This window comes from Halomonas sp. C22, from assembly GCF_007655045.1.
Lineage (GTDB): Bacteria > Pseudomonadota > Gammaproteobacteria > Pseudomonadales > Halomonadaceae > Vreelandella > Vreelandella hamiltonii.
Genome location: NZ_VBVC01000002.1, coordinates 569,968 through 595,018, shown reverse-complemented (window position 1 = coordinate 595,018; position 25,051 = coordinate 569,968). Strand labels below are relative to the sequence as shown.

The 25,051-nt window shown below is 62.0% G+C and carries 23 protein-coding genes; 16 read left to right on the top strand and 7 right to left on the bottom strand.

Annotated elements, in window-relative coordinates:
* Positions 1 to 7: 7 nt before the first annotated feature.
* Genes dxs through FEU76_RS06065 form a run of 3 tightly spaced genes read right to left on the bottom strand, consistent with a single transcriptional unit; the run spans position 8 to position 3,129 of the window.
* Positions 8 to 1,918 (bottom strand): 1-deoxy-D-xylulose-5-phosphate synthase, encoded by a 1,911-nt coding sequence (dxs, locus tag FEU76_RS06075; protein WP_186299108.1) that lies wholly within the window; start codon positions 1,916 to 1,918, stop codon positions 8 to 10.
* Positions 1,919 to 1,957: 39 nt separating this feature from the next.
* Positions 1,958 to 2,851, bottom strand: coding sequence for a farnesyl diphosphate synthase (locus FEU76_RS06070; RefSeq protein WP_144981356.1), 894 nt, complete (start codon positions 2,849 to 2,851; stop codon positions 1,958 to 1,960).
* Positions 2,845 to 3,129 (bottom strand): exodeoxyribonuclease VII small subunit, encoded by a 285-nt coding sequence (locus FEU76_RS06065; RefSeq protein ID WP_039178661.1) that lies wholly within the window; start codon positions 3,127 to 3,129, stop codon positions 2,845 to 2,847. The genes FEU76_RS06070 and FEU76_RS06065 overlap by 7 nt, the downstream gene beginning before the upstream one ends.
* A 274-nt stretch (positions 3,130 to 3,403) precedes the next feature.
* Here FEU76_RS06065 and serA point away from each other — a divergent pair, with 274 nt between their 5' ends.
* Positions 3,404 to 4,648, top strand: coding sequence for a phosphoglycerate dehydrogenase (gene serA / locus FEU76_RS06060; RefSeq protein WP_144981353.1), 1,245 nt, complete (start codon positions 3,404 to 3,406; stop codon positions 4,646 to 4,648).
* A gap of 51 nt (positions 4,649 to 4,699) precedes the next feature.
* Here serA and FEU76_RS06055 read toward each other — a convergent pair whose 3' ends face one another.
* Positions 4,700 to 5,389 carry a pirin family protein gene (locus FEU76_RS06055; protein ID WP_144981350.1) on the bottom strand — a complete coding sequence of 230 codons (690 nt, stop codon included), beginning with the start codon at positions 5,387 to 5,389 and terminating at the stop codon, positions 4,700 to 4,702.
* 242 nt (positions 5,390 to 5,631) lie between these two features.
* Here FEU76_RS06055 and trhO point away from each other — a divergent pair, with 242 nt between their 5' ends.
* The 5 genes from trhO (at position 5,632) to ybiO (ending at position 11,501) form a co-directional block, all read left to right on the top strand.
* A complete protein-coding gene (trhO, locus tag FEU76_RS06050; protein WP_144981347.1) occupies positions 5,632 to 6,591 on the top strand; it encodes an oxygen-dependent tRNA uridine(34) hydroxylase TrhO in 960 nt (319 codons plus the stop codon).
* A gap of 109 nt (positions 6,592 to 6,700) precedes the next feature.
* Positions 6,701 to 7,501, top strand: a complete 801-nt coding sequence (locus FEU76_RS06045; protein WP_144981344.1) for an enoyl-CoA hydratase — start codon at positions 6,701 to 6,703, stop codon at positions 7,499 to 7,501.
* A 101-nt stretch (positions 7,502 to 7,602) separates the two neighbouring features.
* Positions 7,603 to 8,427, top strand: coding sequence for an IclR family transcriptional regulator domain-containing protein (locus tag FEU76_RS06040; RefSeq protein ID WP_081193408.1), 825 nt, complete (start codon positions 7,603 to 7,605; stop codon positions 8,425 to 8,427).
* Positions 8,428 to 8,443: 16 nt separating this feature from the next.
* Positions 8,444 to 8,875, top strand: a complete 432-nt coding sequence (locus FEU76_RS06035) for a YqaA family protein (RefSeq protein ID WP_016915386.1) — start codon at positions 8,444 to 8,446, stop codon at positions 8,873 to 8,875.
* A 271-nt stretch (positions 8,876 to 9,146) separates the two neighbouring features.
* Positions 9,147 to 11,501: a mechanosensitive channel protein gene (ybiO, locus tag FEU76_RS06030; RefSeq protein WP_446718800.1), complete on the top strand. Its 2,355-nt coding sequence runs from the start codon at positions 9,147 to 9,149 to the stop codon at positions 11,499 to 11,501.
* Between the two features lie 66 nt (positions 11,502 to 11,567).
* Here ybiO and FEU76_RS06025 read toward each other — a convergent pair whose 3' ends face one another.
* Positions 11,568 to 12,317 (bottom strand): SDR family oxidoreductase, encoded by a 750-nt coding sequence (locus FEU76_RS06025; protein ID WP_039178643.1) that lies wholly within the window; start codon positions 12,315 to 12,317, stop codon positions 11,568 to 11,570.
* A gap of 211 nt (positions 12,318 to 12,528) precedes the next feature.
* Here FEU76_RS06025 and folK point away from each other — a divergent pair, with 211 nt between their 5' ends.
* Entirely contained in the window at positions 12,529 to 12,957 is a 429-nt protein-coding gene (gene folK, locus FEU76_RS06020) for a 2-amino-4-hydroxy-6-hydroxymethyldihydropteridine diphosphokinase (RefSeq protein WP_144981336.1), read from the top strand.
* 119 nt (positions 12,958 to 13,076) lie between these two features.
* Positions 13,077 to 13,898 carry a flagellin N-terminal helical domain-containing protein gene (locus FEU76_RS06015; RefSeq protein ID WP_144981333.1) on the top strand — a complete coding sequence of 274 codons (822 nt, stop codon included), beginning with the start codon at positions 13,077 to 13,079 and terminating at the stop codon, positions 13,896 to 13,898.
* A gap of 7 nt (positions 13,899 to 13,905) precedes the next feature.
* Here FEU76_RS06015 and FEU76_RS06010 read toward each other — a convergent pair whose 3' ends face one another.
* Positions 13,906 to 15,459, bottom strand: a complete 1,554-nt coding sequence (locus FEU76_RS06010) for a BCCT family transporter (RefSeq protein WP_144981330.1) — start codon at positions 15,457 to 15,459, stop codon at positions 13,906 to 13,908.
* A 290-nt stretch (positions 15,460 to 15,749) separates the two neighbouring features.
* Between FEU76_RS06010 and FEU76_RS06005 the strand changes: the two genes are divergently transcribed.
* From FEU76_RS06005 to FEU76_RS05995, 3 genes are read left to right on the top strand one after another with little or no spacing between them, the layout of a single operon-like run.
* Positions 15,750 to 16,856 (top strand): ABC transporter substrate-binding protein, encoded by a 1,107-nt coding sequence (locus FEU76_RS06005; RefSeq protein WP_260851360.1) that lies wholly within the window; start codon positions 15,750 to 15,752, stop codon positions 16,854 to 16,856.
* Positions 16,856 to 17,638 (top strand): ABC transporter ATP-binding protein, encoded by a 783-nt coding sequence (locus FEU76_RS06000; protein ID WP_081135912.1) that lies wholly within the window; start codon positions 16,856 to 16,858, stop codon positions 17,636 to 17,638. The genes FEU76_RS06005 and FEU76_RS06000 overlap by 1 nt, the downstream gene beginning before the upstream one ends.
* A gap of 10 nt (positions 17,639 to 17,648) precedes the next feature.
* Positions 17,649 to 18,422, top strand: coding sequence for an ABC transporter permease (locus tag FEU76_RS05995; protein WP_096921845.1), 774 nt, complete (start codon positions 17,649 to 17,651; stop codon positions 18,420 to 18,422).
* Positions 18,423 to 18,431: 9 nt separating this feature from the next.
* On the opposite strand, the gene FEU76_RS05990 is transcribed toward FEU76_RS05995, so the two are convergent.
* Positions 18,432 to 19,178 (bottom strand): DUF481 domain-containing protein, encoded by a 747-nt coding sequence (locus FEU76_RS05990; RefSeq protein WP_144981324.1) that lies wholly within the window; start codon positions 19,176 to 19,178, stop codon positions 18,432 to 18,434.
* A 125-nt stretch (positions 19,179 to 19,303) separates the two neighbouring features.
* Here FEU76_RS05990 and FEU76_RS05985 point away from each other — a divergent pair, with 125 nt between their 5' ends.
* The 5 genes from FEU76_RS05985 to FEU76_RS05965 all read left to right on the top strand — a co-directional run bounded on the left by FEU76_RS05985 (position 19,304) and on the right by FEU76_RS05965 (position 25,043).
* The gene (locus FEU76_RS05985) at positions 19,304 to 20,998 is read left to right on the top strand and encodes a sensor histidine kinase (RefSeq protein ID WP_144981321.1); all 1,695 of its coding nucleotides are present in this window, start codon (positions 19,304 to 19,306) and stop codon (positions 20,996 to 20,998) included.
* 43 nt (positions 20,999 to 21,041) lie between these two features.
* Entirely contained in the window at positions 21,042 to 21,770 is a 729-nt protein-coding gene (locus FEU76_RS05980) for a response regulator (RefSeq protein ID WP_039178626.1), read from the top strand.
* Between the two features lie 154 nt (positions 21,771 to 21,924).
* Positions 21,925 to 22,920 (top strand): Bug family tripartite tricarboxylate transporter substrate binding protein, encoded by a 996-nt coding sequence (locus FEU76_RS05975; protein WP_144981319.1) that lies wholly within the window; start codon positions 21,925 to 21,927, stop codon positions 22,918 to 22,920.
* A gap of 91 nt (positions 22,921 to 23,011) precedes the next feature.
* Entirely contained in the window at positions 23,012 to 23,494 is a 483-nt protein-coding gene (locus tag FEU76_RS05970; RefSeq protein WP_144981316.1) for a tripartite tricarboxylate transporter TctB family protein, read from the top strand.
* A gap of 49 nt (positions 23,495 to 23,543) precedes the next feature.
* Positions 23,544 to 25,043: a tripartite tricarboxylate transporter permease gene (locus tag FEU76_RS05965; RefSeq protein ID WP_144981314.1), complete on the top strand. Its 1,500-nt coding sequence runs from the start codon at positions 23,544 to 23,546 to the stop codon at positions 25,041 to 25,043.
* Positions 25,044 to 25,051: the final 8 nt, after the last annotated feature.

Here is a 25,051-nt window from a genome sequence, read left to right as displayed (position 1 = left end):
AGAAGGCTCAAGGCGACGGCAGGCGCGAACGAATGGCCGCTTCGATGCCGGCAGCATCTAGTCCGCAGTCGCGCAGCAGCTCGGCGGGGGTGCCGTGCTCGACGAAGCTGTCCGGCAAGCCCAGGTTCAGTACTTCGACCTGAACGCCTTCGCTGTGGAGCAGCTCATTCACCGCGCTGCCCGCGCCGCCCGCAATCACGTTCTCCTCCAGCGTGACCAGCAGTTCGTGCTCGTCGGCGGCGTGCAGCACGGCGTCGCGATCCAGCGGCTTGATGGAGCGCATGTTGATATGCGTTGCATTGAGCTTCTCGGCCACCTCGGCGGCGGCACCATTGATGCTGCCGAAGGCCAGCAGGGCGATGCGCATGCCGTCGCTGGTGCCGGTGCGGCGTACCTCGGCCTGGCCAATCGCCATGGGCTCCAGATGGTCTGGAATGGCCACGCCGGGGCCGGTGCCACGGGGGTAGCGAACGGCGGCCGGGCCCGGGTGGTGATAGGCGGCGCTGAGCATGGCACGGCACTCTGCTTCATCGGCGGGGGCCAGAATCACCATGCCGGGCACGCAGCGCAGGAACGACAGGTCCATGCTGCCGTGGTGCGTCGGGCCGTCTTCTCCCACCAGGCCAGCTCGGTCGATGGCGAAGGTGACATCCAGGTCCTGCACAGCCACGTCGTGGATCAACTGGTCGTAGCCACGCTGCAGAAAGGTCGAGTAGATGGCGACGACGGGCTTCATGCCCTCGCAGGCCATGCCTGCGGCCAGGGTGACCGCGTGCTGTTCGGCAATCGCCACGTCGAAATAGCGTTCGGGGTAGGTCTGCGCAAAGCGAATCAGATCCGAGCCCTCGCCCATGGCGGGAGTGATGCCCATCAGGCGCGGGTCGGCGGCGGCCATGTCGCACAGCCAGTCACCAAACACATTGCAGTACTTCTTCTTCGGCGCAGCGGGGGGCTTCACCGGGGGCGCGCTGGACGCGGGCACTTTTTCCAGCTTGGTGATGGCGTGATAGCCGATCTGGTCGGCCTCTGCCGGCAGGAACCCTTTGCCCTTGACCGTCTTGATATGCAGAAACTGGGGGCCTTTCTGGTCACGCAGGTTGCGCAGGGTCTGGGTCAGTGCGTCCAGGTCGTGGCCGTCGATGGGGCCCACGTAGTGAAAGCCCATCTCTTCGAAGAGCGTTGCGGGGCTTACCATGCCCTTCATGTGCTCTTCGGTGCGCTTGGCAAACTCTAGCGCGCCGGGTAGATGCGAGAGCACTTTCTTGCCCTCTTCGCGCATTTTCAGGTAAGGCTTGCTGGAGAGCATCCGCGCCAGATAGGTGGCGATACCGCCGACGTTCTCGGAGATCGACATCTCGTTGTCGTTCAGCACCACCAGCATGTTGGCGTTGACGTGCCCGGCGTGGGCCAGCGCTTCGAAGGCCATGCCCGCGGTGAGCGCGCCATCACCGATGATGGCACACACGCGGCGCGGGTCGTTTTGTGCCTGGGCGGCCAGGGCCATGCCGAGCGCCGCCGAGATCGAGGTGCTGGAGTGACCAACGCCGAAGGTGTCGTACTCGGATTCGGCGCGGCGGGGGAACGCGGCCAGGCCGCCGTGCTGGCGGATACCGAGCATGGCCTCACGGCGACCGGTAAGGATCTTGTGGGGATAGGCCTGATGGCCTACGTCCCATACCAGGCGGTCCCTGGGGGTGTGGAAGGCGTGGTGCAGGGCCACGCTGAGTTCCACCACGCCGAGCCCTGCGCCAAAGTGGCCGCCGGTGACACCGACGCTATACAGCAGGTAGGCGCGCAGCTCGTCGGCCAGCTGCGCCAGCTGGCCGGGACTCATGGCCCGCAGGGCCGCGGGGTGGTCAAAGGAGTCGAGCAGCGGCGTCGCCGGGCGCTCGCGGGGTATCTCGTCGAACAGCTTCATAGGCGGCATGTTTTCATGGGTATGTTGTGAAAGGTATCGTTAGTGGTCGCGCTCGATCATGTAATGGGCAAGATCGGCCAGGGGCGCGGCGGGCTCGCCAAGCGGGGCGAGCGCAGCAATGGCCTCGTCGATCAATGCGTTCGCTTTTTGCTGGGCGCCCGCCAGCCCGAGCAGGCTGGGATACGTGGGCTTGGCGCGGGCAGCGTCGGCACCGGAGGTTTTGCCCAGCGTGGCGGTGTCTCCGGTGACGTCGAGAATGTCGTCGTGAATCTGGAAGGCTAGACCAATGGCGCGTGCATAGCGAATCAGTGCCGCCAGGCGTGGGTCGTCGGCCTCGACGGCGATCAGCCCACCCATCCGGACCGCCGCCACGATCAGCGCGCCGGTCTTGTGGGCGTGCATGTGCGCCAGTGCCTCGACATCGGGATGGCCACCCACGGCTGCCAGGTCCAGCGCCTGGCCTGCCACCATGCCATCGCGGCCAGCGGCTACCGCCAGGGTAGATACCAGTGCAGCCAGGCGCGGGTGCGGGCGGCTGGCCATGACTTCAAAGGCCAGCGCCTGCAGGGCGTCGCCTGCCAGAATGGCCGTGGCTTCGTCGTAGGCCTTGTGCACCGTGGGCTGGCCACGACGCAGGTCGTCGTCATCCATGGCGGGCAGGTCGTCGTGGATCAACGAGTAGGCGTGGATCAGCTCGATGGCCGCCGCGGGGGCGTCCAGGGCGTCGTCTTCTGCTCCCAGGGCACGCCCCGCCAGATAGACCAGCAGCGGGCGCAGGCGCTTGCCGCCCACCAGCAGGCCGTGGCGCATGGCTGCCTCCAGGCGCGCCTCGATAGCGGGCCGAGACTCGAACAGCGCCGCCAGGGTGGCATCGACGCGGGCGTTGCTGGCGCGGCGCAGCGTGGCCAGCGGTGTGTCGTGGGCCGTTACCATGGGGGCGTTTCCTCGCTGTCGTCGTGTCCCTGAGCGGCTGACGGCTCTGGTGCGGCATGGAAGGGAGCCACGTCCAGCTTGCCTTCGGGGGCTTCGCTGAGCGCGCGCACTTTCAGCTCGGCGCTGTCGAGGCGCTGCTGGGCATCGCGAGTGAGCCGCACGCCCTGCTCGAAGGCGGTCAGGGCATCTTCCAATGAGAGTTCGCCTGACTCCAGGCGTTCCACGATGGTTTCAAGCTCGGTCACCGTGGCAGCAAAATCTTGGGGAGGGGTGCTCATGGTCAATGCCTACCGTTTGTCGTGGGCCCTGTGCTCGGTGCGGGCGGCGAAAGTGGCCGGATGCCAGTCAAATAAACGCACAGTATACACCGAGGCAAGGGGGTGGCGTCTGCCTCCCGCTGGCGGGATTCCCCGACGTGTGCCGAGTTCATCTTCAAAACGCAGACTTTTCATCATCCGGGAGCGCTGAGAAAGGCGGGGGCTGTGCTACCATACGGGCCTTCCGTGAACCGATACACGGCGCCTGCCGCCGACCATAGAGGTTGATTCAGCCATGGCCAAAACGTCCCTGGAAAAGAGCAAGATCAAGATCCTGCTACTCGAGGGCGTCCACCAAAGCGCGGTGGACAATTTTCACAACGCGGGTTACGAAAACATCGAGTCTCTCTCTACATCGCTGGATGAAGAGGCACTGATCGACAAGATCCGTGATGTTCACTTCCTCGGCATTCGCTCCCGGACGCAGTTGACGGAGCGCGTGTTCGATGCCGCCGAGAAACTGGTCAGCGTGGGCTGTTTCTGTATCGGGACCAATCAGGTCGACCTGGATGCGGCGCTCAAGCGCGGTATCGCGGTCTTCAATGCGCCGTATTCCAACACTCGCTCGGTGGCCGAGCTGGTGCTGGCGGAAGCCATTATGCTGCTGCGTGGCATTCCCGAGAAAAACGCGCTGGCGCACCAGGGTGGCTGGTTGAAATCGGCCAAGAACTCCCATGAGGCGCGCGGCAAGACGCTGGGTATCGTGGGCTATGGCAGCATTGGCGCTCAGCTGTCGGTGCTGGCGGAGTCGCTGGGCTTCAACGTGATCTACTACGATGTGATCACCAAGCTGGGCATGGGTAATGCCAGCCAGGTCGCCAGTCTGGAGGAGTTGCTGGGTCGTTCGGACGTGGTCAGCCTGCACGTGCCGGACCTGCCCTCTACCCGCTGGATGATGGGTGCGAAGGAAATCGCTGCCATGAAGGATGGTGCGATCCTGATCAACGCCGCCCGGGGCAGCGTGGTCGAGATCGAAGCGCTGGCCGACGCCGTGAAGGCTGGCAAGCTGAACGGTGCCGCCATTGACGTCTTCCCGGTCGAGCCGAAGGGCAACGATGAAGAGTTCCAGAGCCCGCTGCGTGGCCTGCACAACGTGATCCTGACGCCGCATATCGGCGGCTCGACGCTGGAAGCGCAGGAGAACATCGGGGTCGAAGTGTCCGAGAAGCTGATCACCTACTCGGATAACGGCACCACGGTGACGTCGGTCAACTTCCCCGAAGTAGCGCTGCCTGCTCACCCGGACAAGCACCGCCTGCTGCACATCCACGACAACGTGCCCGGCGTGCTGTCGCAGATCAACCGCGTGCTGTCGGAAAACGGCATCAACATCTCCGGCCAGTACCTGCAGACCAACGACAAGGTAGGCTACGTGGTCATCGACGTCGACAAGGCCTACGGCCCGCAGGCGCTGGAGGCATTGAAGCAGGTAGAGCACACGCTGAAGATTCGCGTTCTCTACTCGGCGCAGAACAGCTGATCTCGCCCCTTCGTGCAATAAAAAACGGCCCCTCTGGGGCCGTTTTGCCTATCAGGCCAGGTCGAACAGCAGTACTTCGCTGGCCTCGGTGCACGCCAGCGCAACGTCCTCGCTGGGGGTGAAGGCCGCCGCGTCACCGGTGCGCAGGGTTTCTCCGTTCACTTCAACGGCCCCTTTCACCACATGCAGCCAGGCATGGCGGGAAGGTGGCGCTGCCAGCTGATCACCCGCGCTCAGCAGGCTGGCATACAGGTTGACGTCCTGATTGACGCCCACCGAGCCGTCGCGGCCATCCTGAGAAGCGACCAGGCGCCACTGGCCCTGGCGCTCGGCCGTGGGGAACGCCTTCTGCTCGTAGCTGGGCGAGATGCCCCGCTGGGCCGGTTCGATCCAGATCTGCAGGAAATGCAGGCCGTTTTGCTGGGAGTGGTTGAACTCGCTGTGCACTACCCCCGTGCCCGCTGACATGCGCTGTACGTCGCCGGGGCGCATGACCTCGCCGTTGCCCATGTTGTCCTTGTGCTCCATTTCACCTTCGAGCACGTAGGAGATGATCTCCATGTCCCGGTGGGGGTGGGCGCCAAAGCCGTGGCCTGGGGCGACCCGGTCTTCGTTGATCACCCGCAGGGCGCGAAAGCCCATGTGCTCAGGGTCCATGTAATTGGCAAACGAAAAGGTGTGGTACGAGCGCAGCCAGCCGTGGTCTGCATAGCCGCGCTCGTTGGAACGACGAATCTTCATGAACGGTACCTCGTTGATCAGTCAGGTTGTTGCCTACTCTATGTTGCCTACTATACGACCGAGAGCGCCCTGCGTGGGGTGAAGCTTTCTCAATGATGGCGTCGAAATAATCGACGATTGAGGGCCGTCAGGAGGGTGACTGGCAGGTGCGTGCAGATGCACGCGCGGCGCGCTTTTTGCTATCATGCGCGGGATTATTCACCCGGTCCGCCCTTTGCGAGGGCGACTACCAGGAGCACTGCATGACGACCCCCACTTCCACACCGCCCATCGTGGTGGCTGCGCTGTACAAATTTGTCACCCTGAACGACTTCGAAGCGCTGCGCGAGCCGCTGCACCAGACCATGCTGGCCAATGGCGTCAAAGGCACGCTGCTGTTGGCCAAAGAGGGCATCAACGGCACCGTGGCCGGCAGCCGTGAAGGCATCGATGCGCTGCTGGCCTGGCTGACCGCCGACCCGCGCCTTGCCGATATCGACCATAAAGAGTCCTTCTGCGACGAGCCGCCGTTCTACCGCACCAAGGTGAAGCTGAAAAAGGAGATCGTGACGCTGGGCGTGCCGGGCATCGACCCCAACGACACCGTGGGCACTTACGTCGAGCCGGAAAACTGGAACGACGTGATCTCCGACCCGGAAGTGCTGGTGATCGATACCCGTAACGACTACGAAGTCGCGATTGGCAGCTTCGAAGGCGCGGTCGACCCCAAGACCACCACGTTCCGCGAGTTTCCCGAGTACGTGCGCCAGCACTACAACCCGGAGCAGCACAAGAAGGTGGCGATGTTCTGCACCGGCGGCATTCGCTGCGAGAAAGCCTCCAGCTTCATGCTGAAAGAGGGCTTCGAAGAGGTGTACCACCTGAAGGGCGGCGTGCTCAATTACCTGGAAAAGGTGCCGGAAGAGCAGTCGCTGTGGCGCGGCGAGTGCTTCGTGTTCGATAACCGCGTCACCGTGCGCCATGATCTCACCGAGGGCGAGCACGAGCAGTGCCACGCCTGCCGCATGCCGATCTCTCAGGAAGACATGCAGTCGTCGGCCTACGAGCCCGGCATCAGCTGCCCGCACTGCATCGACTCGCTGCCCGAGAAGACCCGCGCCGCTGCCCGCGAACGCCAGCGCCAGATCGAGCTGGCCAAGGCCCGCGGTGAGCCCCATCCGCTGGGCTACAACCCCCGCCAGGCGGCCCACGACAAAGCGTAACCCGACCCCGTGGCCGCTTGCCCTGCAAGAGGCCACTTTGGTCGTAGTGAGCGATCAGCGCGTCGGGCAGGCGCTAGACTGAGCAGCACGTTTTGCTCAGGAGCCTGCCATGCCCTCTTCACACGTTGCTTCCCTCGACGACTGCCTGCTGCGCACCGCGCAGGACGGCGCCGTTACCCTCACGCTCAACCAGCCGGAGCGCTTCAATGCGCTTTCGGAAGCCATGCTGGAGGCCCTGCAAACGGCGCTGGACGAGATCGCCCAGGATGACCAGGTACGCTGCGTGGTACTGGCTGCCAATGGCCGAGCGTTCTGTGCGGGGCATGATTTGAAGCAGATGCGCGCGCACCCCGAGCAGGCCTATTACCAGGCGCTGTTCGCTCGCTGTGGCAAGGTAATGCAAACCATCGTTCACTTCCCCGTACCGGTGATTGCCAAGGTGCAGGGGATCGCCACCGCCGCGGGCTGCCAGCTCGTTGCCAGCTGCGATCTGGCCGTGGCGGCCAGCAGCGCGCGTTTTGCGGTCTCCGGTATCAATGTCGGCCTGTTCTGCTCGACCCCGGCCGTAGCGCTGTCGCGCAACGTACCGCGTAAGCGAGCCATGGAGATGCTGCTGACCGGCGACTTCATCAGTGCCGACCAGGCAGCGGAGTGGGGGTTGATCAACCGCGTCGCAGAAGAGGGAGCGCTGGACTCGGCGGTGGAGGTGCTTACATCGAGCATCTGTGCCAAAAGCGCGGTGGCGGTGCGCACCGGTAAAGCCATGTTTGCGCGCCAGCTGGCGATGCCGTTGGGAGAAGCCTACGCCTTTGCCGGAGACACCATGGCCTGCAACATGCTGGCTGAGGACGTGGCCGAGGGTATCGATGCGTTTATCGAAAAACGCCCGCCGGTCTGGCGGCACCGCTAGCGATCCATTGGTGGAATTTGTTTCCGTAAACGCGACATGGCCGCCGGGCCGCGTTATCCTGCTGATTTATGAATGTTAACGCGCCCTCAGGAGAGTGCCAGGTGAGTGAAGTCAAGCGCAGGTCAGTTGGACGTCCGGCGGGAGCCACCAAAGCCAGCGGCGGGCATAGCCAATCGTTGGTACGCGGCCTCACGCTGCTCGAATACCTGGCGGCCAGCCCGCTGGGGATGGCGCTCTCGGAGCTTTCCGAGCAAGCGGACCTGGCACCTTCCACGACCCACCGGCTACTCCAGGCACTGCAAAGCCAGGGGTTCGTCACCCAGGAGAGCGAGCAGGGCCTGTGGCGAATCGACGTAAAAACCTTCCGCATCGGCAACAGCTTTCTGGAAGCGCGTGACGTGGTGGCGAAAAGCCGTCCGTTTTTGCGCCGCCTGACGGCAGAGACCGGCGAAACGGCCAACCTGGGCATTCGCGATGGCGCCACGGCGGTGTTCCTGGCCCAGAACGAATCGCCGCAAATGATGCGCATGATCACGCGGTTGGGGTCGCGGGCACCGCTGCACGCCTCTGGGGTAGGCAAGGCGCTGCTGGCCTGGATGAGCGAGGAGGAGCGCGACGCGCTGTTGGCGGGTGGGTATGAGCTGGCGCGCGTCACGGAAAACACGCGCTATCAGGTCGATTCGCTGTTGGCAGAAATGGCCGCCATTCGTGCTCAGGGCTTTGCCTGTGACCGTGAAGAGCATGCTATTGGCCTGCACTGCGTGGCCGCGTGTATTTTCGACGAGCACGCCACTCCCCTGGCGGCCATTTCCGTTTCCGGGCCCATGGCGCGCATTCCAGAAGATCGCCTGCTGGCGCTGGGGGCGCTGGTGCGCCGTACGGCGGATGACATCACCCTGCAAATGGGCGGCCAGCGGCCTCGTTAATTGCCGATGATTGCTCATGTTTAGTCTGTTTTGGGTGGCGCTTGCCAGTGCCACCCTGCTGCCGGGCGGCTCTGAAGTGTGGCTGGCCAGGCTCTGGTGCCTGGGCGAGCCCGCGCTGGGGCTTTGGCTGGTTGCCACGGTGGGCAATACGCTGGGTAGCATGATCAACGTGGCCATGGGGCGCTATGCCCGCCAGTTCCAGGATCGCCGCTGGTTCCCCGCATCGCCCCAAGGGTTGGCCCGCGCAGAGCGCTGGTATCACCGCTTTGGTGAGTTCAGCCTGCTGTTGTCATGGCTGCCGGTCATAGGCGACCCGCTCACCGTCCTGGCAGGCGTCATGCGCTTGGCCTGGTGGCGGGCGCTGCTCTGGATCGTGCTGGCCAAGGGCGCGCGCTATGCGCTGTTGATCGTCATGGCCCAGCAGTGGCTGGCCCCTTACTGCCAATAAGGCACTGCTATGCGATTGCCTGAAAACTGCGCGAGGGTGTTTTCGTTGGTGCACCGAAAGCAGTCGCGATAACCTCTCTGGCAGTCAGGCATGTTACCCTAGCGTATGTTATGTCAGGTTTGCATTCCTGATGGATGCACTATTCTGTGTGGACGTGTCTGTGCGGGCACGCGTAGGCAGGTTCTTGGCAAGTCGCAGGATCGCAAAAACTCACCCAAAGGGAGGTTATGGTGTGACGTCACTACGTTTACTACCTTGGCTAGGCGTCTGGATGCTGACGCTGTTCGCCTTGCTGGCCGGGCCAGCCATGGCGCAAACCACGCTAGGCGCTGACAATGAAGCGTCGAATACGAGTGCCGAGCAGCCGCCCTCGTATTCTGCGCTGGCGGACTTGCTGGAAGATGAGCAGGCTCGCCAGGAGCTGATTGAGCTGCTGCGCCACCAGGCATCGGCGCTACCTCCCGCACTGGCCAACGAGCTCTCCCCGGAAGCCGCGGCTGCCGGTGGCAATGTCTCTCCTGAAGACGTCTCGCTGCCGCGCCAGCTGGCAGAGTTGACCAGCCGCACGGTGAGCGATGTGGGTGGGCAGCTAGAGCAGGCCGTCTCGATCGTCGGCAACCTGTTCACGGGGCAGGGGGTCGGCACCTTCAATATGGCCGACTTCACCAATGCCGCGATCAATCTCGGCATTGTCATCATTGCCACGTTTGCCCTGTTCTTTACCTTCCGTCGTCTCGCCAAGACGCTGTTTACCAAGCTCAGTGCCTGGTCGTTGGCCGGTGGCAACCTGACCCCGGTGCTGCGTCTCGTGCTATGCGTGGCGCTTGCCGCGGTAGTAGATGTGCTGCTGGTGGCGCTGGCCTACGTGGGCGGCAATCTGATCGCCACGTTTGCGGTGGGCGAAACGGGCGAGCTGTCTACCCGGGCCTCGCTGTTCCTGAACGCGTTCCTGATCATCGAGCTGCTCAAGGCGGCAGTGCGCATGCTGTTCTCCTCCCGCTATGAGGGACTGCGGCTGCTGCATATTTCTGCCCAGGAAGCCTCCTATTGGAATCGCTGGATCGCCCGCCTGATCGGTATGGTGGGCTATGGCCTGATGGTGGTCGTACCGCTGGTCAACTATTACCTGGCCCCGACCTTGGGGCAGGCCGTGGGCACCTTCATCATGCTGCTGGCCTTCGTCTATGCCGTGGCGGTGGTGCTGAAGAACCGTGTTCGACTGCGGAATAACCTGAACCTGATGGGCGACCGTTCGACGCTGATGGCCAGTCGTGTCTCGCTGCACCTGTTCGCTCGTACGTGGCACCTGTTTGCTCTGCTCTACTTCCTGATGGTGTTCGTACTGACCCTGACCCGCCCGGGCGATGCGCTGCCCTTCGTGCTCATGGCCACGCTGAAAACGCTGGTGGCGGTGGTGGTGGGGCTGCTGCTGTCCACCTTCCTCACCCAGACCATCGGCCGTCGTATTCAGCTGTCGGATGACCTGCGGCGCAAGCTGCCGCTGCTGGAAGCGCGCCTGAACAGCTACGTGCCCAATGCCCTGCGCGTGCTGCGCACCATCATTGTCGTGGCTGTGATCATGGTGGTGCTGGATGCCTGGGGAGCGTTCAATCTCGCTGCCTGGTACGCCTCCGAGCGCGGTGCCAACCTGGTGGGCAACCTGATCAGTGTGGCGGTCATTCTGATCGTATCGCTGGGCGTATGGCTGGGGCTGGCCAGCCTGATCGAGCACAAGCTGAACCCCGAGACGGGCGACGGGGAGCCCTCGGCGCGTGCCAAGACGCTGCTTAGCCTGTTCCGTAATGCACTGGCCATTGCCATGGTGACCATTACCGGCATGATCGTTCTGTCGGAGATCGGCATCAACATCGGGCCGCTGATTGCCGGTGCCGGTGTGCTGGGTCTGGCGATCGGTTTCGGTGCCCAGAGACTGGTGCAGGATGTCATCACCGGCGTCTTCATCCAGGTCGAAAACGCCATGAATACTGGCGATGTCGTGACCGTAGGCGGTATTACCGGCACTGCTGAGCGGTTGAGCATACGTTCGGTGGGTATTCGCGACCTTTCCGGCACCTACCATATCGTGCCGTTCTCCAGTGTGGACACGGTCTCCAACTACATGCGTGAGTACGGTAATCACGTGGGCGAATACGGTATTGCCTACCGCGAGAACATCGACGATGCCATTGCCCAGCTCCAGTTGGCCTTCGAAGACCTCAAAGCCAACCCAGAGCACAGTCACAAGCTGTTGGCAGACATGACCGTGGCGGGCGTTACTGCGCTGGCCGACAGCTCGGTCAATATCCGTGTGGTCATCAAGACCACGCCGGGTGACCAGTGGGGCGTTGGCCGGGCATACAACCGCCTCGTCAAGATGCGCTTCGACTCGGCGGGTATCGAGATTCCGTTCCCGCATACCACCCTGTACTTCGGGCAGGACAAGTCCGGCTCTGCGCCGCCTGCCAACCTGCGTGTCATGCAGCAGGACTTCACCATCGATGGTAGCCCGGCAGGGCAGCCCAAACGAGCAGAGCTCGAAGTGGATGACCGCCATCGCCCTCGTCGTGGAAAATCACCGAGTGAGCAAGAGGCTGAGCACCACAAGCCTGACGATGAGGAAGTGTGATCCTCGATGCATCAACGACAAGGCCGCCTTCGGGCGGCCTTGTCGTATGCGCAGAGTCTGCCAGGCTCACTCGCCCGGATAATTTTCGGAGTGACGCCCCACCAGGTTGATGGACTCCCCACCGTCCACGAACAGCACCTGCCCCGTGACGAACGCATTGTCCAACAAATAGTACAAAGCTTGTACGAGATGCGCTGGATTCCCCTGATGATCGACAGGAATGCCTTCGATCCGCCACTGGACATAGTCACTGCTGCGCTGCGATGCGGGTAGCACGACACCAGGGGCGATGCCATTGATACGCAGGCGAGGTGCAAACTCCAGCGCCGCCATGCGCGTCATGTCTGCCAAGCTTTTCTTGGACAGCAGGTAGGCCGCATAAGGGTACTGATGGTAAGCCACCTTGTTGTCGATGATATTGATGACCTGGCCGTGTTCGACCACCTCGGCAAAGTGGCGCGTCAATAGCAGCGGGGTAAACATATTGACCCGAAACTGAGTCTCCAGCATGGCCAGGTCTGTCTGGGCGATAGGTGCAGGCGCGTAGGCACTGGCGCTGTTGAGCAGTACGCAAAGCCCTGGGAAACGAGCCTTGGCGTGGGCAATCAACGCGTCCAGCGGGTCTTCCAGAAAGTTGCAGGGCAAGATCTCGCAATCACGCCCCTTGCTCCGGATGCGTTCCGCGACCTCTTCGGCCTCGGTTCGCGAGCTGTTGACATGCAGCGCGATATCGAAGCCCTTGTCGGCCAGCGCTTCGGAAAAGTGGCGGCCAAGACGGGTGGCGCCACCGGTGACGAGTGCAGCAGGGTTTCCCATGGGTTGCTCCCTATACGGAAGATTATTATTGGGTGGTCAGCTGACTTTCTGCGTGTAAGCAGCGTTTGTCAATAACTTATACAGATGTTGAACATAATGCTGAAAACGCTACGCTTGGAGGGTGCCGCTCGTTTCCCGTGGGCAAGTGGAAAAAGGCGGCGGGTACGTTTCAACAGAAACCGTCTTTCTGCTCAAGTCCCGAGGGCTTGCCATGACAGCCATAGCGTCTCATGAGTGCATCATTTCGTTAGGAACCAACATCGAGCCAGAACACCATTTTGCGCAAGCGCTGGAAATCTTGAGCCGCGAGTGTGAGCTGGTGGCCCGCTCCGAAGCTGTACGAACAGCGCCCGTGGGGTTTCAGCAGCAGCCTGACTTCCTCAACGCTGCGTTGGTCGTTCGCACCTCGCAGACCCGTGATGCCTTCAAAGCTTATCTGAGGGATGTCGAGCAGCGTCTGGGACGTGTGCGAGGACCGATCAAGTCAGGCCCGCGTACCATGGATCTGGATATCGTGGCGTGGGATGGTGAAGTGGTCGACGAAGGCTATTTCCAATATGACTATGTGCGTGGTCCCGTGGATGCCGTATTGGCTTCCTGCCATCGCGCTTTGGGAGAGCAAGCGCCCCAGCAGCCGTGAGGGGAGCAGTGTTGCAAGCCTTGTGGTCGTTTTGTTGCTGGACGCGCTCATGTATTGGCCAGGTCGGCCGATAATAACGTTACCCCGTTTCTGTTTCGTTGATGCCTGAGGTCACGCCCTTGCTTAGCCTTGCGACCAACATCACGTCGCTGTTGGTGATGAACAATTTACGTACGAGCCAGCAGGCCATGCAGACCTCCATGCAGCGCCTGTCTTCCGGCTTGCGTATCAATAGCGCCAAGGACGACCCCGCTGGTCAGGCCATTGCCAATCGCATGGGCGCGCAGATTCGAGGCATGAACCAGGCCATTCGTAACACCAACGATGGCATTTCCATGGTGCAAACGGCGGAAGGCTCGCTGAACCAGATCAACGACAACCTTCAACGTATCCGTGAGCTGAGCGTTCAAGCCCTCAACGGCACCAACTCTTCCGAAGATTTGGCCTCTATTCAGCTGGAAATCGATCAGCGCCTGGAAGAGATCACCCGTGTCACTGAGCAGAGTAACTTCAACGGCATTCCTCTGATCAACGCAGATCGGACCCTGAACATTCAGGTGGGTGCCAATGCGGGGGATGTGATTGGCATTCGTTTTTCCGCCATGGGGCTTCAGGCGCTTGGGCTGGAAGGTTTTAGCGTGCTGGACGATGGCACGGCCACCGGCAAGCCCATGGACGTGGTGGATGAAGCCATGAAGCTGGTCGACCGCCAGCGCAGCTACCTGGGCGCCGTGCAGAACCGCTTCGAAAGCGTGATCGACGGGCTCAATACCAACATCATCAACACCTCTGCCGCCCAGTCACGCATCCAGGACGCCGACTACGCGCAGGAAGTCTCCAACCTGATTCGTGCCCAGCTGTTGCAGCAGGTCGGCATCTCCATGCTGGCTCAGGTCAACCAGCAGCCGCAGGTGATTCTACGGCTGCTGCAAGGCTTGTAAGCCGAGATCAGTCGATGATCCCTTGCTCCCGCGCCATGGCGTAAGCCGCTTGCGGGCCGTTCCAGAGTGACGGCAGCAGGATCAGTGAGACGGGAATCGCGGTAATCACGATGAACTGCTGCAGCGCGCCAATCTGGCCTGCGCCCATGTACAGCAGAACCGCCGCCATCAGTGCCATGGCGATCCCCCAGAACGCACGCATGTAAGGGCTGGGCGCATCGTGTCCCGCTCCTACCACGGCAATGGCATAGCTCATGGAGTCGCCGGTGGTGGCCACGAAGATGGTGGTCAGCAGCAAGATGGCCATGGCCATCCAGGTGCCGCCCGGCAGTGCCTGGGCTACGGTGAGGGTAGCCACGTCGAACTGGAAGTTTTCGAGTGCCTCGGTGATATCGATCACGTCGGTCAATTGGTAGTAAATGCCGGTACCGCCCAGCAGCGTGAACCAGATGGTCGTCGCCAAGGGGGCGAGCACCGCCACCGCCAGAATCATTTCGCGTATCGTGCGTCCTCGGGAAATGCGCGCCACGAAAATCGCCATCAGCGGCGCATAGCCGATGAACCAGGCGAAGAAGAACACCGTCCACCACTGCATCCACCAAGCGGGCGCGGTGTCGGCGGTCATGGTGGCCATGGTGAAAAAGCCGCTGACATAAGCGCCCATGCTGGCCATGTAGCTATTCATCAGAAACAGCGTGGGGCCAAAAACCACAATCACGGCACCAATGGCCAGGGCCAACAGCACGTTGAAGCGGCTGAGCAGCTGGATGCCTTTGTGTACCCCACTCATGGAGGAGAGCACATAGATGGCCCCCAATACGGCCAGGATGATCAGCTGGCCTGTGTAGCCTTCCGGCAGGCCGAACAGCTCATGCAGGCCGAAACTGACCTGCGTCGCCAGAAAGCCAATCGGCCCCACGGTTCCCGCCACGACACCGATCACACAGCAGGCGTCCACCACGCTGCCTAGCGGGCCGCGCATCAGGCGCTCACCGAACACCGGATAAAGGAGCGTTCTGGGCTGAAGCGGCTGGCCCTTGACGTAATGCGCATGCGCCAATACTACCGCCGTGAGTGAACCCAGGACCGCCCAGGCCATGAACCCCCAGTGGGTAAACGACTGGGCCAAGGCACCTGCCACCGCCTCGGCAGTGCCGGGTTCGGTATCGAAAGCGGGGGGCGTAACGACAAAGTGATAGATCGGCTCGCCTGTGGCGAAAAACACCCCACCACCGCCCAGCAGAGCGCACAGAATGATCGATACCCACTTGAAGGTGCCCATTTCTGGTGCATCCAGATTGCCGATACGCGCCTTGGCTGCTGGTGTCAGCGCTAGGCCCATGGCAATCAGGAAGGTCATCAATAGCAGCAGTTGAAAGTAGCTGCCCAGCGTGAGCGCCGTCCAGGCAAACCCTTGGCTGATGGTGCTGGCAACCCGCTCGATGTCATACAGCGAAAGTGACAGGAAGGTCACGATGAAACCAATGCTGAGCACCAGTACGATGGGGTCTCCAAAGGGTCGCCGTGTGGCTTCCTCAGTGGGGCGAGAAGAGTGCGTCATGTCGAATACCTGTTCAGGATCGAAGGGGGAGTAGGCAGGGTAAGGGCATGGCTTGAGCGTGTTACGGAGCAAAACCGCAGCACAAAAAAAAAGCGCCATTCAATGAATGGCGCGAGGACAGGAAACTGAACACAGTATACCGTCGGGTTAGACCAAAGTCTAACGGTTTGGCCAAAAATGTTTTCTTATGGTGCGCGTCCAATGCGTGGCGCACCATTTTGGCGCTTTCGAGGGCGCTGGCTGATCCATTTGCAGGCCTAAGCTCATGAATGAACAGTAAAAAGCAAAAGATGGCAGCGTTGCTGCAAAGCATCATCAATATTGTATACAAGGTGCTCACTGCCATGCCGATTCGTTTCCGTACTGCCCGCTCCTCTTTGTTTCCGCTAGCGCTATTTGGCGCGGCGCTGATGATTCCGCTCGGCGCTGCTGCCGAGACGACCTCGATTCGCTTCCAGCTGGACTGGCGTTTTGAAGGTCCGGCAGCACCGTTTCTGATGGCAGCCGAAAAAGGCTACTTCGCCGAAGAAGGTCTGCAGGTTCAGATCGATTCGGGAAGCGGCTCTGCAGGGGCGGTGAACCGGGTGGCCTCGGGCGCCTATGAGATGGGCTTTGGCGATCTCAACGCGCTGGTCGAATTCCTTGCGGAAAACCCGGAAGGCCCCGGCATCAAGGGCGTTTATATCGTTTATGACGGCACGCCCGCGGCGGTGTTTGCGCGCAAGGAGAGCGGCATCGAGAGCCCCGCTGACCTGGCAGGCAAGACCATCGCCGCCCCGGCCTTCGACACCGGCTATCGCGCCTGGGGCATCTTTGCCGCTGCTAATGGGCTGGAGGCCGACGCAGTGGCGTGGCAAAACGTCGATCCTGCGCTACGCGAAACCCTGCTGACCCGGGGCGATGTCGATGCCATCACCGGCTTCTACTTCACCAGCCTGCTCAATCTGGAAGAGCGCGGCATGAGCGAAGACGAGCTGACCATCATGCCGTTCCCCGACTACGGCGTCCCGCTGTACGGCAACGCGATTCTGGTCAGTGATGCCTTTGCCGATGCCAACCCCGAGGCCGTGCAGGGCTTTCTGCGCGCCTTCAACCGTGCGCTGGGAGAGACCCTGGCAGACCCCGAAGCGGCCATCGAGTACGTGCGTAACCGCGATGGCCTGATCGATGTCGAGATGGAAACGCGTCGCCTGAAGCTGGCGTTGGAGAGCGTGGTGGATACCCCCGATGCCCGTGAATATGGCGTGGGCGGTGTGGATGACGAGCGGCTGAGCCAGGCGATTCAATTGGTGGCGGATGCTTACGATCTGCCCACGTTGCCATCCCCCGATCAGGTCTTTGACTCCCGCTACCTGCCGCCGGTAGAAGAGCGCATGCTGCTGCCGGAGGCGGAGTGATGTCGGCAGCGTTCGTCCGCTTCGATGACGTCAGCCTGGCGTACGACGGCTCGGGCAACGCCATCGAAGATATCGACCTGTCGATCCACGAAGGCGAGTTCGTCGCCTTCGTGGGGCCGTCAGGGTGTGGCAAATCCACCTTCATGAAGCTGTGTACCGGCCTGCATGCCCCTACGCAGGGAAGCATCCAGGTGGATGGGCTGCCCGTGACCGGGCCTTTGAAAATCACCGGCATGGCGTTCCAGAATGCCAACCTGCTGCCCTGGCGTACCACTCTGGACAACGTGCTGCTGCCGCTGGAAATCGTCGAGCCCTATCGGAAGCAGTTCCGCAAGCGCCGGGAAGAGTTCAAAGGCTGGGCTCGGGCGCTGCTCGAGACGGTGGGCCTGGCCGAGCATGAAAACAAGTACCCCTGGGAGCTGTCGGGGGGCATGCAGCAGCGGGCGTCCATCTGTCGCGCGCTGATTCATCGGCCGCGCTTGCTGATGCTGGACGAGCCCTTTGGCGCGCTGGATGCGTTCACCCGTGAAGAGCTCTGGTGCGTCTTGCGTGACCTGTGGGAGGCCCAGCGCTTTACCGTGGTGTTGGTGACCCATGACCTACGCGAGGCCGCTTTCCTGGCCGACACCGTCTATGTCATGAGCCGTCGTCCGGGGCGCGTGATCGAGCGGCGCACCATCGAACTGCCTCGCCCTCGGGCGCTGGAAACCACTTACCAGAAACCGTTCATTGACCTGGTGCAGTCGCTGCGCGCCCAGATCGGTGAAGTGCGCAGCGCCTGAAGGAGTGCCCATGACCCATAATCGCAAGCTGGCCGAGCGGCTGGCACCCTGGATCGCCATGGCGGGGCTAGTGGTGATCTGGGAAGTGACGGTACGCCTGTTCAACGTGCCCAGCTTTATTTTTCCCAGCGCGCTGGACACGGTTCAGGCGCTGGTGACCTACGCCGGGCCCATCGGCAAGCACTCCTGGCAAACCTTCTGGACCACGCTGATTGGCTTTGGCCTGGGCGTTGCCGTGGGGCTGTTGCTGGGCTTCATCATCGGCTCGTCGCGCTTTTTGTACAACGCCTGCTACCCGCTGCTGGTGGGGTTCAACGCCATTCCCAAGGTGGCCTTCGTGCCCATTCTGGTGGTCTGGTTCGGCATCGGCTCGGTGCCCGCAATACTCACCGCCTTCCTGATCTGCTTCTTTCCCATCGTGGTGAACGTGGCCACCGGCCTGGCGACCCTGGAGCCTGAGATGGAAGATGTGTTGAGAGTGCTGGGCGCACGGCGCATCGATGTGCTGCTCAAGGTGGGCTTGCCACGCTCGCTGCCGTACTTCTTCGCCTCGCTGAAAATCGCCATCACGCTGGCCTTCGTGGGCACGGTGGTGTCCGAGACCGTGGCCTCCAACCAGGGCATTGGCTACCTCATGATGAGCGCGGGCTCGCAGATGCGCATGGGCCTGGTATTTGCCGGGCTGCTGGTGATCAGTGCCATGGCCATGGTGATGTACGAGCTGTTCTCGCTGCTGGAAAAGCGCATGACCGCCTGGGCACACCGCGGGCAGCAGCGCCAATAGGCGGTCAGGCTACCAGCGGTAGAGGAGCGACGCGCTGGTGGTATGGTCGGTCCGCTCGCTGGCCTCTTCGGGGGGCTGGGAGTTGCGCTTGATCTCATGAGACAGGCGCAGCGACAGCCGCGAATTCAGGCGTGCCGTGAGGGCCGACAGCGAGCGCGAGGTGGTGTTCTCATGGGTATACTCCACCGACATCTCCTGGCGCAGATCCGCGAACTGGGAGAACTCCCAGCGGTAGTCCAGCGCCGAGTAGGCCACGCCCAGTTGCTCGTTCTCATCGTCACGCAGCCGGTCATGGCGATAGCCGGGCCCTGCTTCCAGAGAAAGGTAGTGGCGCTCGCCATCCACGATCTGTCGACCATAGCCACCGATGGCGGTGAGCTGCTGATCGTAGCCCGCAAAGCGGTCCTTTTCCCAGCGGGCAAACCCAAACAGGTAATGCGGGCCGTTGAAGTCATAGCGCTCCCGCCCTGCCACGAGGTACTGCTCCGCGCTGGTCTCGCCATCCTTGCTGACATTACGCACTTCTGCCCGAAACGAGTGGGTGAAGTCGCCGGTCAGCCAGGTGAGCAGCGTTTTGCCGATCAGCGTGCGGCTGTCGGTATTGCCGGAGAGCTGGTTGAACCCAAGCTCGGCATCACCGCTGAAGATGGGCGCATCTTCCTGGGGCGGCGGGGGCGCATAGAAAGGGTTGGCTGCGGCAGCCCCGGCCCAGAGCGGGCAGCTGGCCAGTAACAGGTAGTGTGAAAGGTGTCGCACTCTTCTCCTCCTTGAGTGTTGCGGTGGGCAGGGAGTATATAAGCCGCAGGGTGAAAAAGCGCAAAGCCTAACGCCGCCTGACGGTGCGTGCCATAATGACGCTCTTGCGCATCACGAGTTCCCTTATGACCGAGCCCCGCCCACGCACCCTGGCCGAACTGCAGCGCTGGCGTCGCACGCGCGCCAAGCGACGCTGGTACAAACGCAGCTTTCGCTTGCAGGTCATGATCCTGGTGGGCCTGCTGCTGGCGGGTATGCTGCTGGCCCAAGGGACCTACCTGAACTACCGTAAAGCCGACATCATCACCTATCAAATGGGCGAGCGGGCGCTGGCGGTCGCCAAGACCGTGGCGGCCATGCCGCAAATCGTCGATGCCTTCTCCACGCCCGAGCCCTCCCACTTCATTCAGCCGCTGGCCGAGCGGGTGCGCCAGGAGACGGGCGCGCGCTATGTGGTAGTGGGCAATGCCCAGTCGATACGCTACTCCCACCCGGTGCCCGAGCGCATCGGCGAGCGCATGGTGGGGGATGATAATGATCAAGCGCTGATCTATGGTCAATCCTACGTGTCCGAAGCCACCGGCACCCTGGGCACCGCCATGCGCGGCAAAACGCCGATTTGGGATGAAGAGGGCAACATCATCGGCGTGGTTTCCGTCGGCTTCATGCTCGACCGCGTGGACATGGACGTAGCGCGCTACACCAAACTGGGCTGGATGCTGGTGGCCATGATGATCGTGCTCGGGTTTGCCGGCGCCTATTGGCTGTCGCAGCATCTCAAAAAAATCATTCTCGGCCTCGAACCCTACGAAATCGCCCGTCTCGCCATGGAAAAGGAAGCCATCCTGCAATCGATTCACGAGGGCATTCTGGCGGTCAATCGGGATGGCCACATTACCCTGGTGAACCAGCAAGCACGCCGCTTTCTGGAGCTGCCCGACGAGCATGTGCTGTTGGGGCAGCCCATCCGCGAGGTAGTGCCCAATTCCCGCCTGCTGGAAGTGCTCAGACACGGTGAGCAGGAGTTCGACCAGGAAATGTGGCTGGGGGATCACCCGGTGGTGGTCAACCGCGTGCCCATCATTCACGAGGGCGAGATCGAAGGCGCCGTGGCCACCTTCCGTAGCCGCCGGGAAATCATCGACCTCTCCCAGGCGCTGACCCAGGCCAGTCGCGATGTGGACATGCTGCGCGCCCAGGCCCACGAGTTCTCCAACAAGCTCTACACCATTTCCGGGCTGCTGCAGTTGCAGCGCATCGAGGAAGCGCTGGCCCTGATTCATCAGGAAACCGAGCGTGCCCAGGCACAGATGAACTTTCTGATGCGCCATGTGGCCGATGCGGTGCTGAGCGGCACGCTGCTGGGCAAACTGACCCGCGCCCGTGAACTGGGCGTGGCACTGGAAATCGACGAACAAAGCTCGCTCTCCTGCTCGCTGACGCCAACGGGGCAAGAGGTCATGATGAGCGTGGTGGGCAATTTGCTGGATAATGCCTGCCATGCGGCACTGAACGGCCCCCACGCCAGCGAGCCCCGGGTGCGGCTGTTCTTCACCGATTTGGGCGAACAGCTGTTGGTCGAGGTCGAAGACAATGGGGCAGGGGTCCCTGCGGAGCACGCCGGGTCGATCTTCCAGGAGGGTTTTTCGACCAAGACCGGCAAGCACCGCGGCATTGGTCTGGCGCTGGTGGAGCGGCTGTGTCGTCAGCACGGTGGCGCGATCACCCTGGAAGAGAGCGAGCTGGGGGGCGCCTGTTTCATTGCCGTGCTGGACCGCTCGCTGTGCGCCCGCAGCGATGAACCCGGCCCACCAGGCTAAACGGTTCACACTCATAATAACGACGTTAACAAGAGGATGACGCATGTCTGCGACGCAATACGGCATTCTGGTCGTCGAAGACGATTTCCGCATCGCCGATATTCACCGCGCCTTCATCGAGCAAAGTGACGGTTTTTATGTGGTGGGTATGGCGCGCAACGGCAGCGAAGCCAAAGCGCTGATGGCCGAGCACGCCTCGCAAATACAGCTGATTCTGCTGGATGCTTACCTGCCCGATGTGGAAGGGCTGGAGCTTTTGTGGTCGATTCGCCGCGACCATGTGCACGTGGATATCGTCATGGTGACGGCGGCCCGCGAGGTGGAGACCATCAGCGAGGCGCTGCGTGGCGGGGTGTTCGACTACCTGATCAAACCCATCGAAGCGGCAAGAATGAACCAGATGCTGGCACGTTTTCGGCGCGAACGGGAGGCGCTGGCCAACCGCGCCGAGCTGAACCAGGACGAGCTGGACCATGTGCTGGCCCGGGTGACGCCCAGCGAGCCTGCACGCGCCCCTCAGCGCAGCTTGCCCAAGGGCATCGACCGCTTGACCCTGCGCCGTGTGGTGGAAGCCTTGGCAGCAGACAGCGGCGCCCTGACCGCCATGCAGGTGGCGCGTACCATGGGCGCCAGCCGCTCGACGGCACGCCGCTATCTGGAGTTTCTCGTGGCCGAGCAGGCCGTAGGCGCCGAGCTGGGTTACGGGGATGTCGGGCGACCCGAGCGGCGCTACCGCTTATTGAAGGGCGATCACGGCTGGCTCGATGCGTGAACAAAATGAACAAAACGACCATAAAGAACAATTTGTCGTTTATGGTCACAAGCTTGTCCTGAAAGGTGGCTGTCTTCTAACGTTCGCGGTGTAATCACAAATGCCGCGTGTCGATCACCGCGCATAACAACATAATTGACTGTGGAGAACGCCCATGACCTCGCTTTCCTTCAAGCGCGCCGCTGTATTTGCTCTGCCTCTGGCAGCCCTCGCCATGACCACTGGCGTACAGGCCCAGGAGTGGACCCCAAGCCGTTCCATCGAATTCGTCGCACCCGCCAACCCAGGCGGTGGCTGGGATACGCTGGTGCGTACCGTTTCTCGCGTGCTGCAGGAAGAGCAGCTGGCAGACCGTAACTTTGCGGCTATCAACGTGCCTGGCGGCGGCGGTGCCGTGGCATGGGCGCAGATCGCCCGTGACAGCGGTAACCCGCACAAGCTGTTTGCCACCAGCCCGCCCATCATCCTGGTGCCGCTGGCAGGCGCCTCGCGCTACGACCACACGGATTTCACCCCCGTGGCGCGTCTGATCACCGACTACTCCATCATTCTGGTGTCAGCGGATTCCGAATATCAGACCATCAATGACCTGTTCGACGCGCTGAAAGAGAACCCGCGCCTGAGCGTGGGTGGCGGCAGTGCGCCGGGCTCGATGGACCATATTTCGGTGGCTGGCTTGGCCTCTGCGGCGGGTCTCGATGCCTCTACGGTGAACTATATTCCCTTCTCGGGTGGTGGCGATGCCATGACCAACCTGATGGGGGGGCATATCGAGGCGGTCATTACCGGCGCGGGTGAGTCCGTGGGCCAGCTCGGCGAAGGCAGCCAACTGCGTGCTCTGGGCGTATCTGCCCCTGAGCGCCTGGGCGGCGCCCTGGCCGACGTGCCCACGTACCAGGAGCAGGGTGTGGACTACACCTTCGATATCTGGCGTGGCGTGATGGGTACCCCTGACATGCCTGCCGAAGCCGTGGCCTACTACGAAGACCTGTTTGCAGAAATGCTTGAAACCGATGGCTGGCAGCAGGCGCGTGACCAGTTGGGCTGGATCGATGCCTACCAGGACAGCGAAGCGTTTGGCGCGTTCCTGGATGAGCAGAAAGAACAGTTCAGCAGCGTCCTGAGCGACCTGGGCTTGCTGGCTCAATAACCCCCGCTTCACCGTGCTGCCCCGGGCCAGCTAGGCCCGGGGTCACTGCCTGTGACCGTAAGCGCAACCTGCGCCTTCGGAGAGACTCCCCATGACTCGATTGAACACTAATCAGTGGCTGGCCCTCGTGCTGGCGCTTCTAGCTGCCGCCTATCTAGCAATGGCCTGGCAAATTCCAACCTTTCCTCTGCCGCGCCCGGTGGATTCAGACCTGTTTCCAAAAGTGCTGGGAATTACCTTGTTATTGCTAGCAGGGCTGCTCTTCTTTGAAAAACCGGTACCGCTGGCAGGCGCTGACGAGATCGACGAAGAGGCCACCAACGGCCCGCTGCTGTTCACGCCTTGGGCGCGGGTCGTGATCACCGCTGTGGCCATCGCCGCCTATGCCCTCCTGCTGGTGCCGTTGGGCTTCGTGTTGGCATCGACGCTGCTGTGCACCGGGCTGACGGCCTATTACGGCTACCGTCGTCATGGCATCAACCTGGCGGCTTCCCTGGGGGTGGTCCTGGCGCTGTATCTCACCATGACGCGCGTCATGGATGTGTATCTGCCCACTGGCCTCTTGCCGTTCTGAATACGCCGTGCCCACGCACCTGCCGTAGTTTTTTAAGAGAGATACGCCCATGGATGCCTTGAACAACTTGATGTACGGCTTTGGCATCGCGCTCGAGCCCATCAATATCGCTTACGTCTTTGCCGGTGTGTTTGCCGGTACCATCATCGGTATGTTGCCGGGCCTCGGCCCGATCAGTGCCCTGGCGCTGATGATTCCGATCACCTTCTCAATGGAGCCTGCATCAGGCCTGATTCTGATGGCGGGTGTGTATTACGGGGCCATTTTCGGTGGCTCGACCTCTTCTATCTTGCTCAATGCGCCGGGGGTGGCGGGCACGGTCGCGACCTCTTTCGATGGCTACCCCATGGCCAAGCAGGGGTTGGCGGGCAAGGCGCTGGCCATTGCCGCCTACGCGTCGTTCATTGGCGGCACCGTCTCGGTCGTCTTCTTGATGCTGGTGGCGCCGCTGCTTTCCAAAGTGGCGGTCAGCTTTGGGCCTCCCGAATATTTCGCGCTCATGGTGCTGGGCCTGACGGCGGTCGTCTCGCTGTCGGACAAATCGCTGGTGAAGGGCCTGATTGCGGCGGTGATCGGCATCATGATCTCGATCGTCGGTATCGACATGCAAACCGGCACCGAGCGCTACACCTTTGGCTCGATTCAGCTGCTCGACGGCATCGACTTCCTGGTCGTGGCGCTGGGTATCTTCGCCCTGGCGGAAGTGTTCTACATGCTGCTGCGTGGGGGCGGTGGCAAGGAAGTACCGCGTAACGCCATCGGTTCGCTCAAGTTGAGCGGCAGTGAAGTGAAGCAAATTGCAGGCCCCATCAGCCGCAGCTCGGTGCTGGGCTTCTTTACCGGTGTACTGCCGGGGGCCGGTGCCACCATTGGTTCTTTCCTGGGCTACAGCATGGAAAAACGCCTGGCCAAGGATGGTGACACCTTCGGCAAGGGCAACATCAAGGGCGTGGCAGCTCCCGAAGCGGCCAACAACGCCGCCTGTACCGGCTCGTTCGTACCACTGCTGACCCTGGGGGTGCCTGGCTCGGGCACCACGGCGGTGCTGCTGGGGGCGCTGCTGGTCATGGGCGTGACGCCTGGCCCCATGATGCTGGAGCAGCGCCCGGACGTGTTCTGGGGGGTCATTGCCAGTATGTACATCGGTAATATTTTCCTGCTGGTACTCAACCTGCCGCTGATTCCGCTGATCGCCAAAATTCTCGATATGCCGCGTCCGCTGCTGCTCTCGATGATCCTGATCTTCTGCATGATCGGTGTTTACGGCATGAGCTTCAGCGTCTTCGACCTGCTGCTGCTGCTGGGCTTCGGTTTGATCGGCCTGGGCTTGCGGCTGTTCGGCTTCCCCACGGCGCCGCTGATTCTGGCGCTGATCCTGGGCAGCCTGATGGAAGAGTCCATGCGTCGCGCACTGCAGATTTCCGGCGGTGACTGGTCCATCTTCATCGACAAGCCCATTTCACTGTCACTGCTGATCATTGCGGCCCTGTCGTTGGGCATGCCGCTGCTGAAAAAGCGCCGCAAGCAGAAGGCCATGGCCGCCAAATAAGCGATTGT

Coding starts and splice junctions, on each gene's coding strand:
- FEU76_RS05965 (WP_144981314.1), top strand. CDS start 23,544: ATGGATGCCTTGAACAACTTGATGTACGGCTTTGGCATCGCGCTCGAG.
- serA (WP_144981353.1), top strand. CDS start 3,404: ATGGCCAAAACGTCCCTGGAAAAGAGCAAGATCAAGATCCTGCTACTC.
- folK (WP_144981336.1), top strand. CDS start 12,529: ATGACAGCCATAGCGTCTCATGAGTGCATCATTTCGTTAGGAACCAAC.
- FEU76_RS06025 (WP_039178643.1), bottom strand. CDS start 12,317: ATGGGAAACCCTGCTGCACTCGTCACCGGTGGCGCCACCCGTCTTGGC.
- FEU76_RS06045 (WP_144981344.1), top strand. CDS start 6,701: ATGCCCTCTTCACACGTTGCTTCCCTCGACGACTGCCTGCTGCGCACC.
- FEU76_RS06065 (WP_039178661.1), bottom strand. CDS start 3,129: ATGAGCACCCCTCCCCAAGATTTTGCTGCCACGGTGACCGAGCTTGAA.
- FEU76_RS06005 (WP_260851360.1), top strand. CDS start 15,750: ATGGCAGCGTTGCTGCAAAGCATCATCAATATTGTATACAAGGTGCTC.
- FEU76_RS06070 (WP_144981356.1), bottom strand. CDS start 2,851: ATGGTAACGGCCCACGACACACCGCTGGCCACGCTGCGCCGCGCCAGC.
- FEU76_RS06055 (WP_144981350.1), bottom strand. CDS start 5,389: ATGAAGATTCGTCGTTCCAACGAGCGCGGCTATGCAGACCACGGCTGG.
- FEU76_RS05995 (WP_096921845.1), top strand. CDS start 17,649: ATGACCCATAATCGCAAGCTGGCCGAGCGGCTGGCACCCTGGATCGCC.
- FEU76_RS06035 (WP_016915386.1), top strand. CDS start 8,444: ATGTTTAGTCTGTTTTGGGTGGCGCTTGCCAGTGCCACCCTGCTGCCG.
- FEU76_RS05980 (WP_039178626.1), top strand. CDS start 21,042: ATGTCTGCGACGCAATACGGCATTCTGGTCGTCGAAGACGATTTCCGC.
- trhO (WP_144981347.1), top strand. CDS start 5,632: ATGACGACCCCCACTTCCACACCGCCCATCGTGGTGGCTGCGCTGTAC.
- FEU76_RS06000 (WP_081135912.1), top strand. CDS start 16,856: ATGTCGGCAGCGTTCGTCCGCTTCGATGACGTCAGCCTGGCGTACGAC.
- FEU76_RS05975 (WP_144981319.1), top strand. CDS start 21,925: ATGACCTCGCTTTCCTTCAAGCGCGCCGCTGTATTTGCTCTGCCTCTG.
- ybiO (WP_446718800.1), top strand. CDS start 9,147: ATGCTGACGCTGTTCGCCTTGCTGGCCGGGCCAGCCATGGCGCAAACC.
- FEU76_RS05970 (WP_144981316.1), top strand. CDS start 23,012: ATGACTCGATTGAACACTAATCAGTGGCTGGCCCTCGTGCTGGCGCTT.
- dxs (WP_186299108.1), bottom strand. CDS start 1,918: ATGAAGCTGTTCGACGAGATACCCCGCGAGCGCCCGGCGACGCCGCTG.
- FEU76_RS05985 (WP_144981321.1), top strand. CDS start 19,304: ATGACCGAGCCCCGCCCACGCACCCTGGCCGAACTGCAGCGCTGGCGT.
- FEU76_RS06010 (WP_144981330.1), bottom strand. CDS start 15,459: ATGACGCACTCTTCTCGCCCCACTGAGGAAGCCACACGGCGACCCTTT.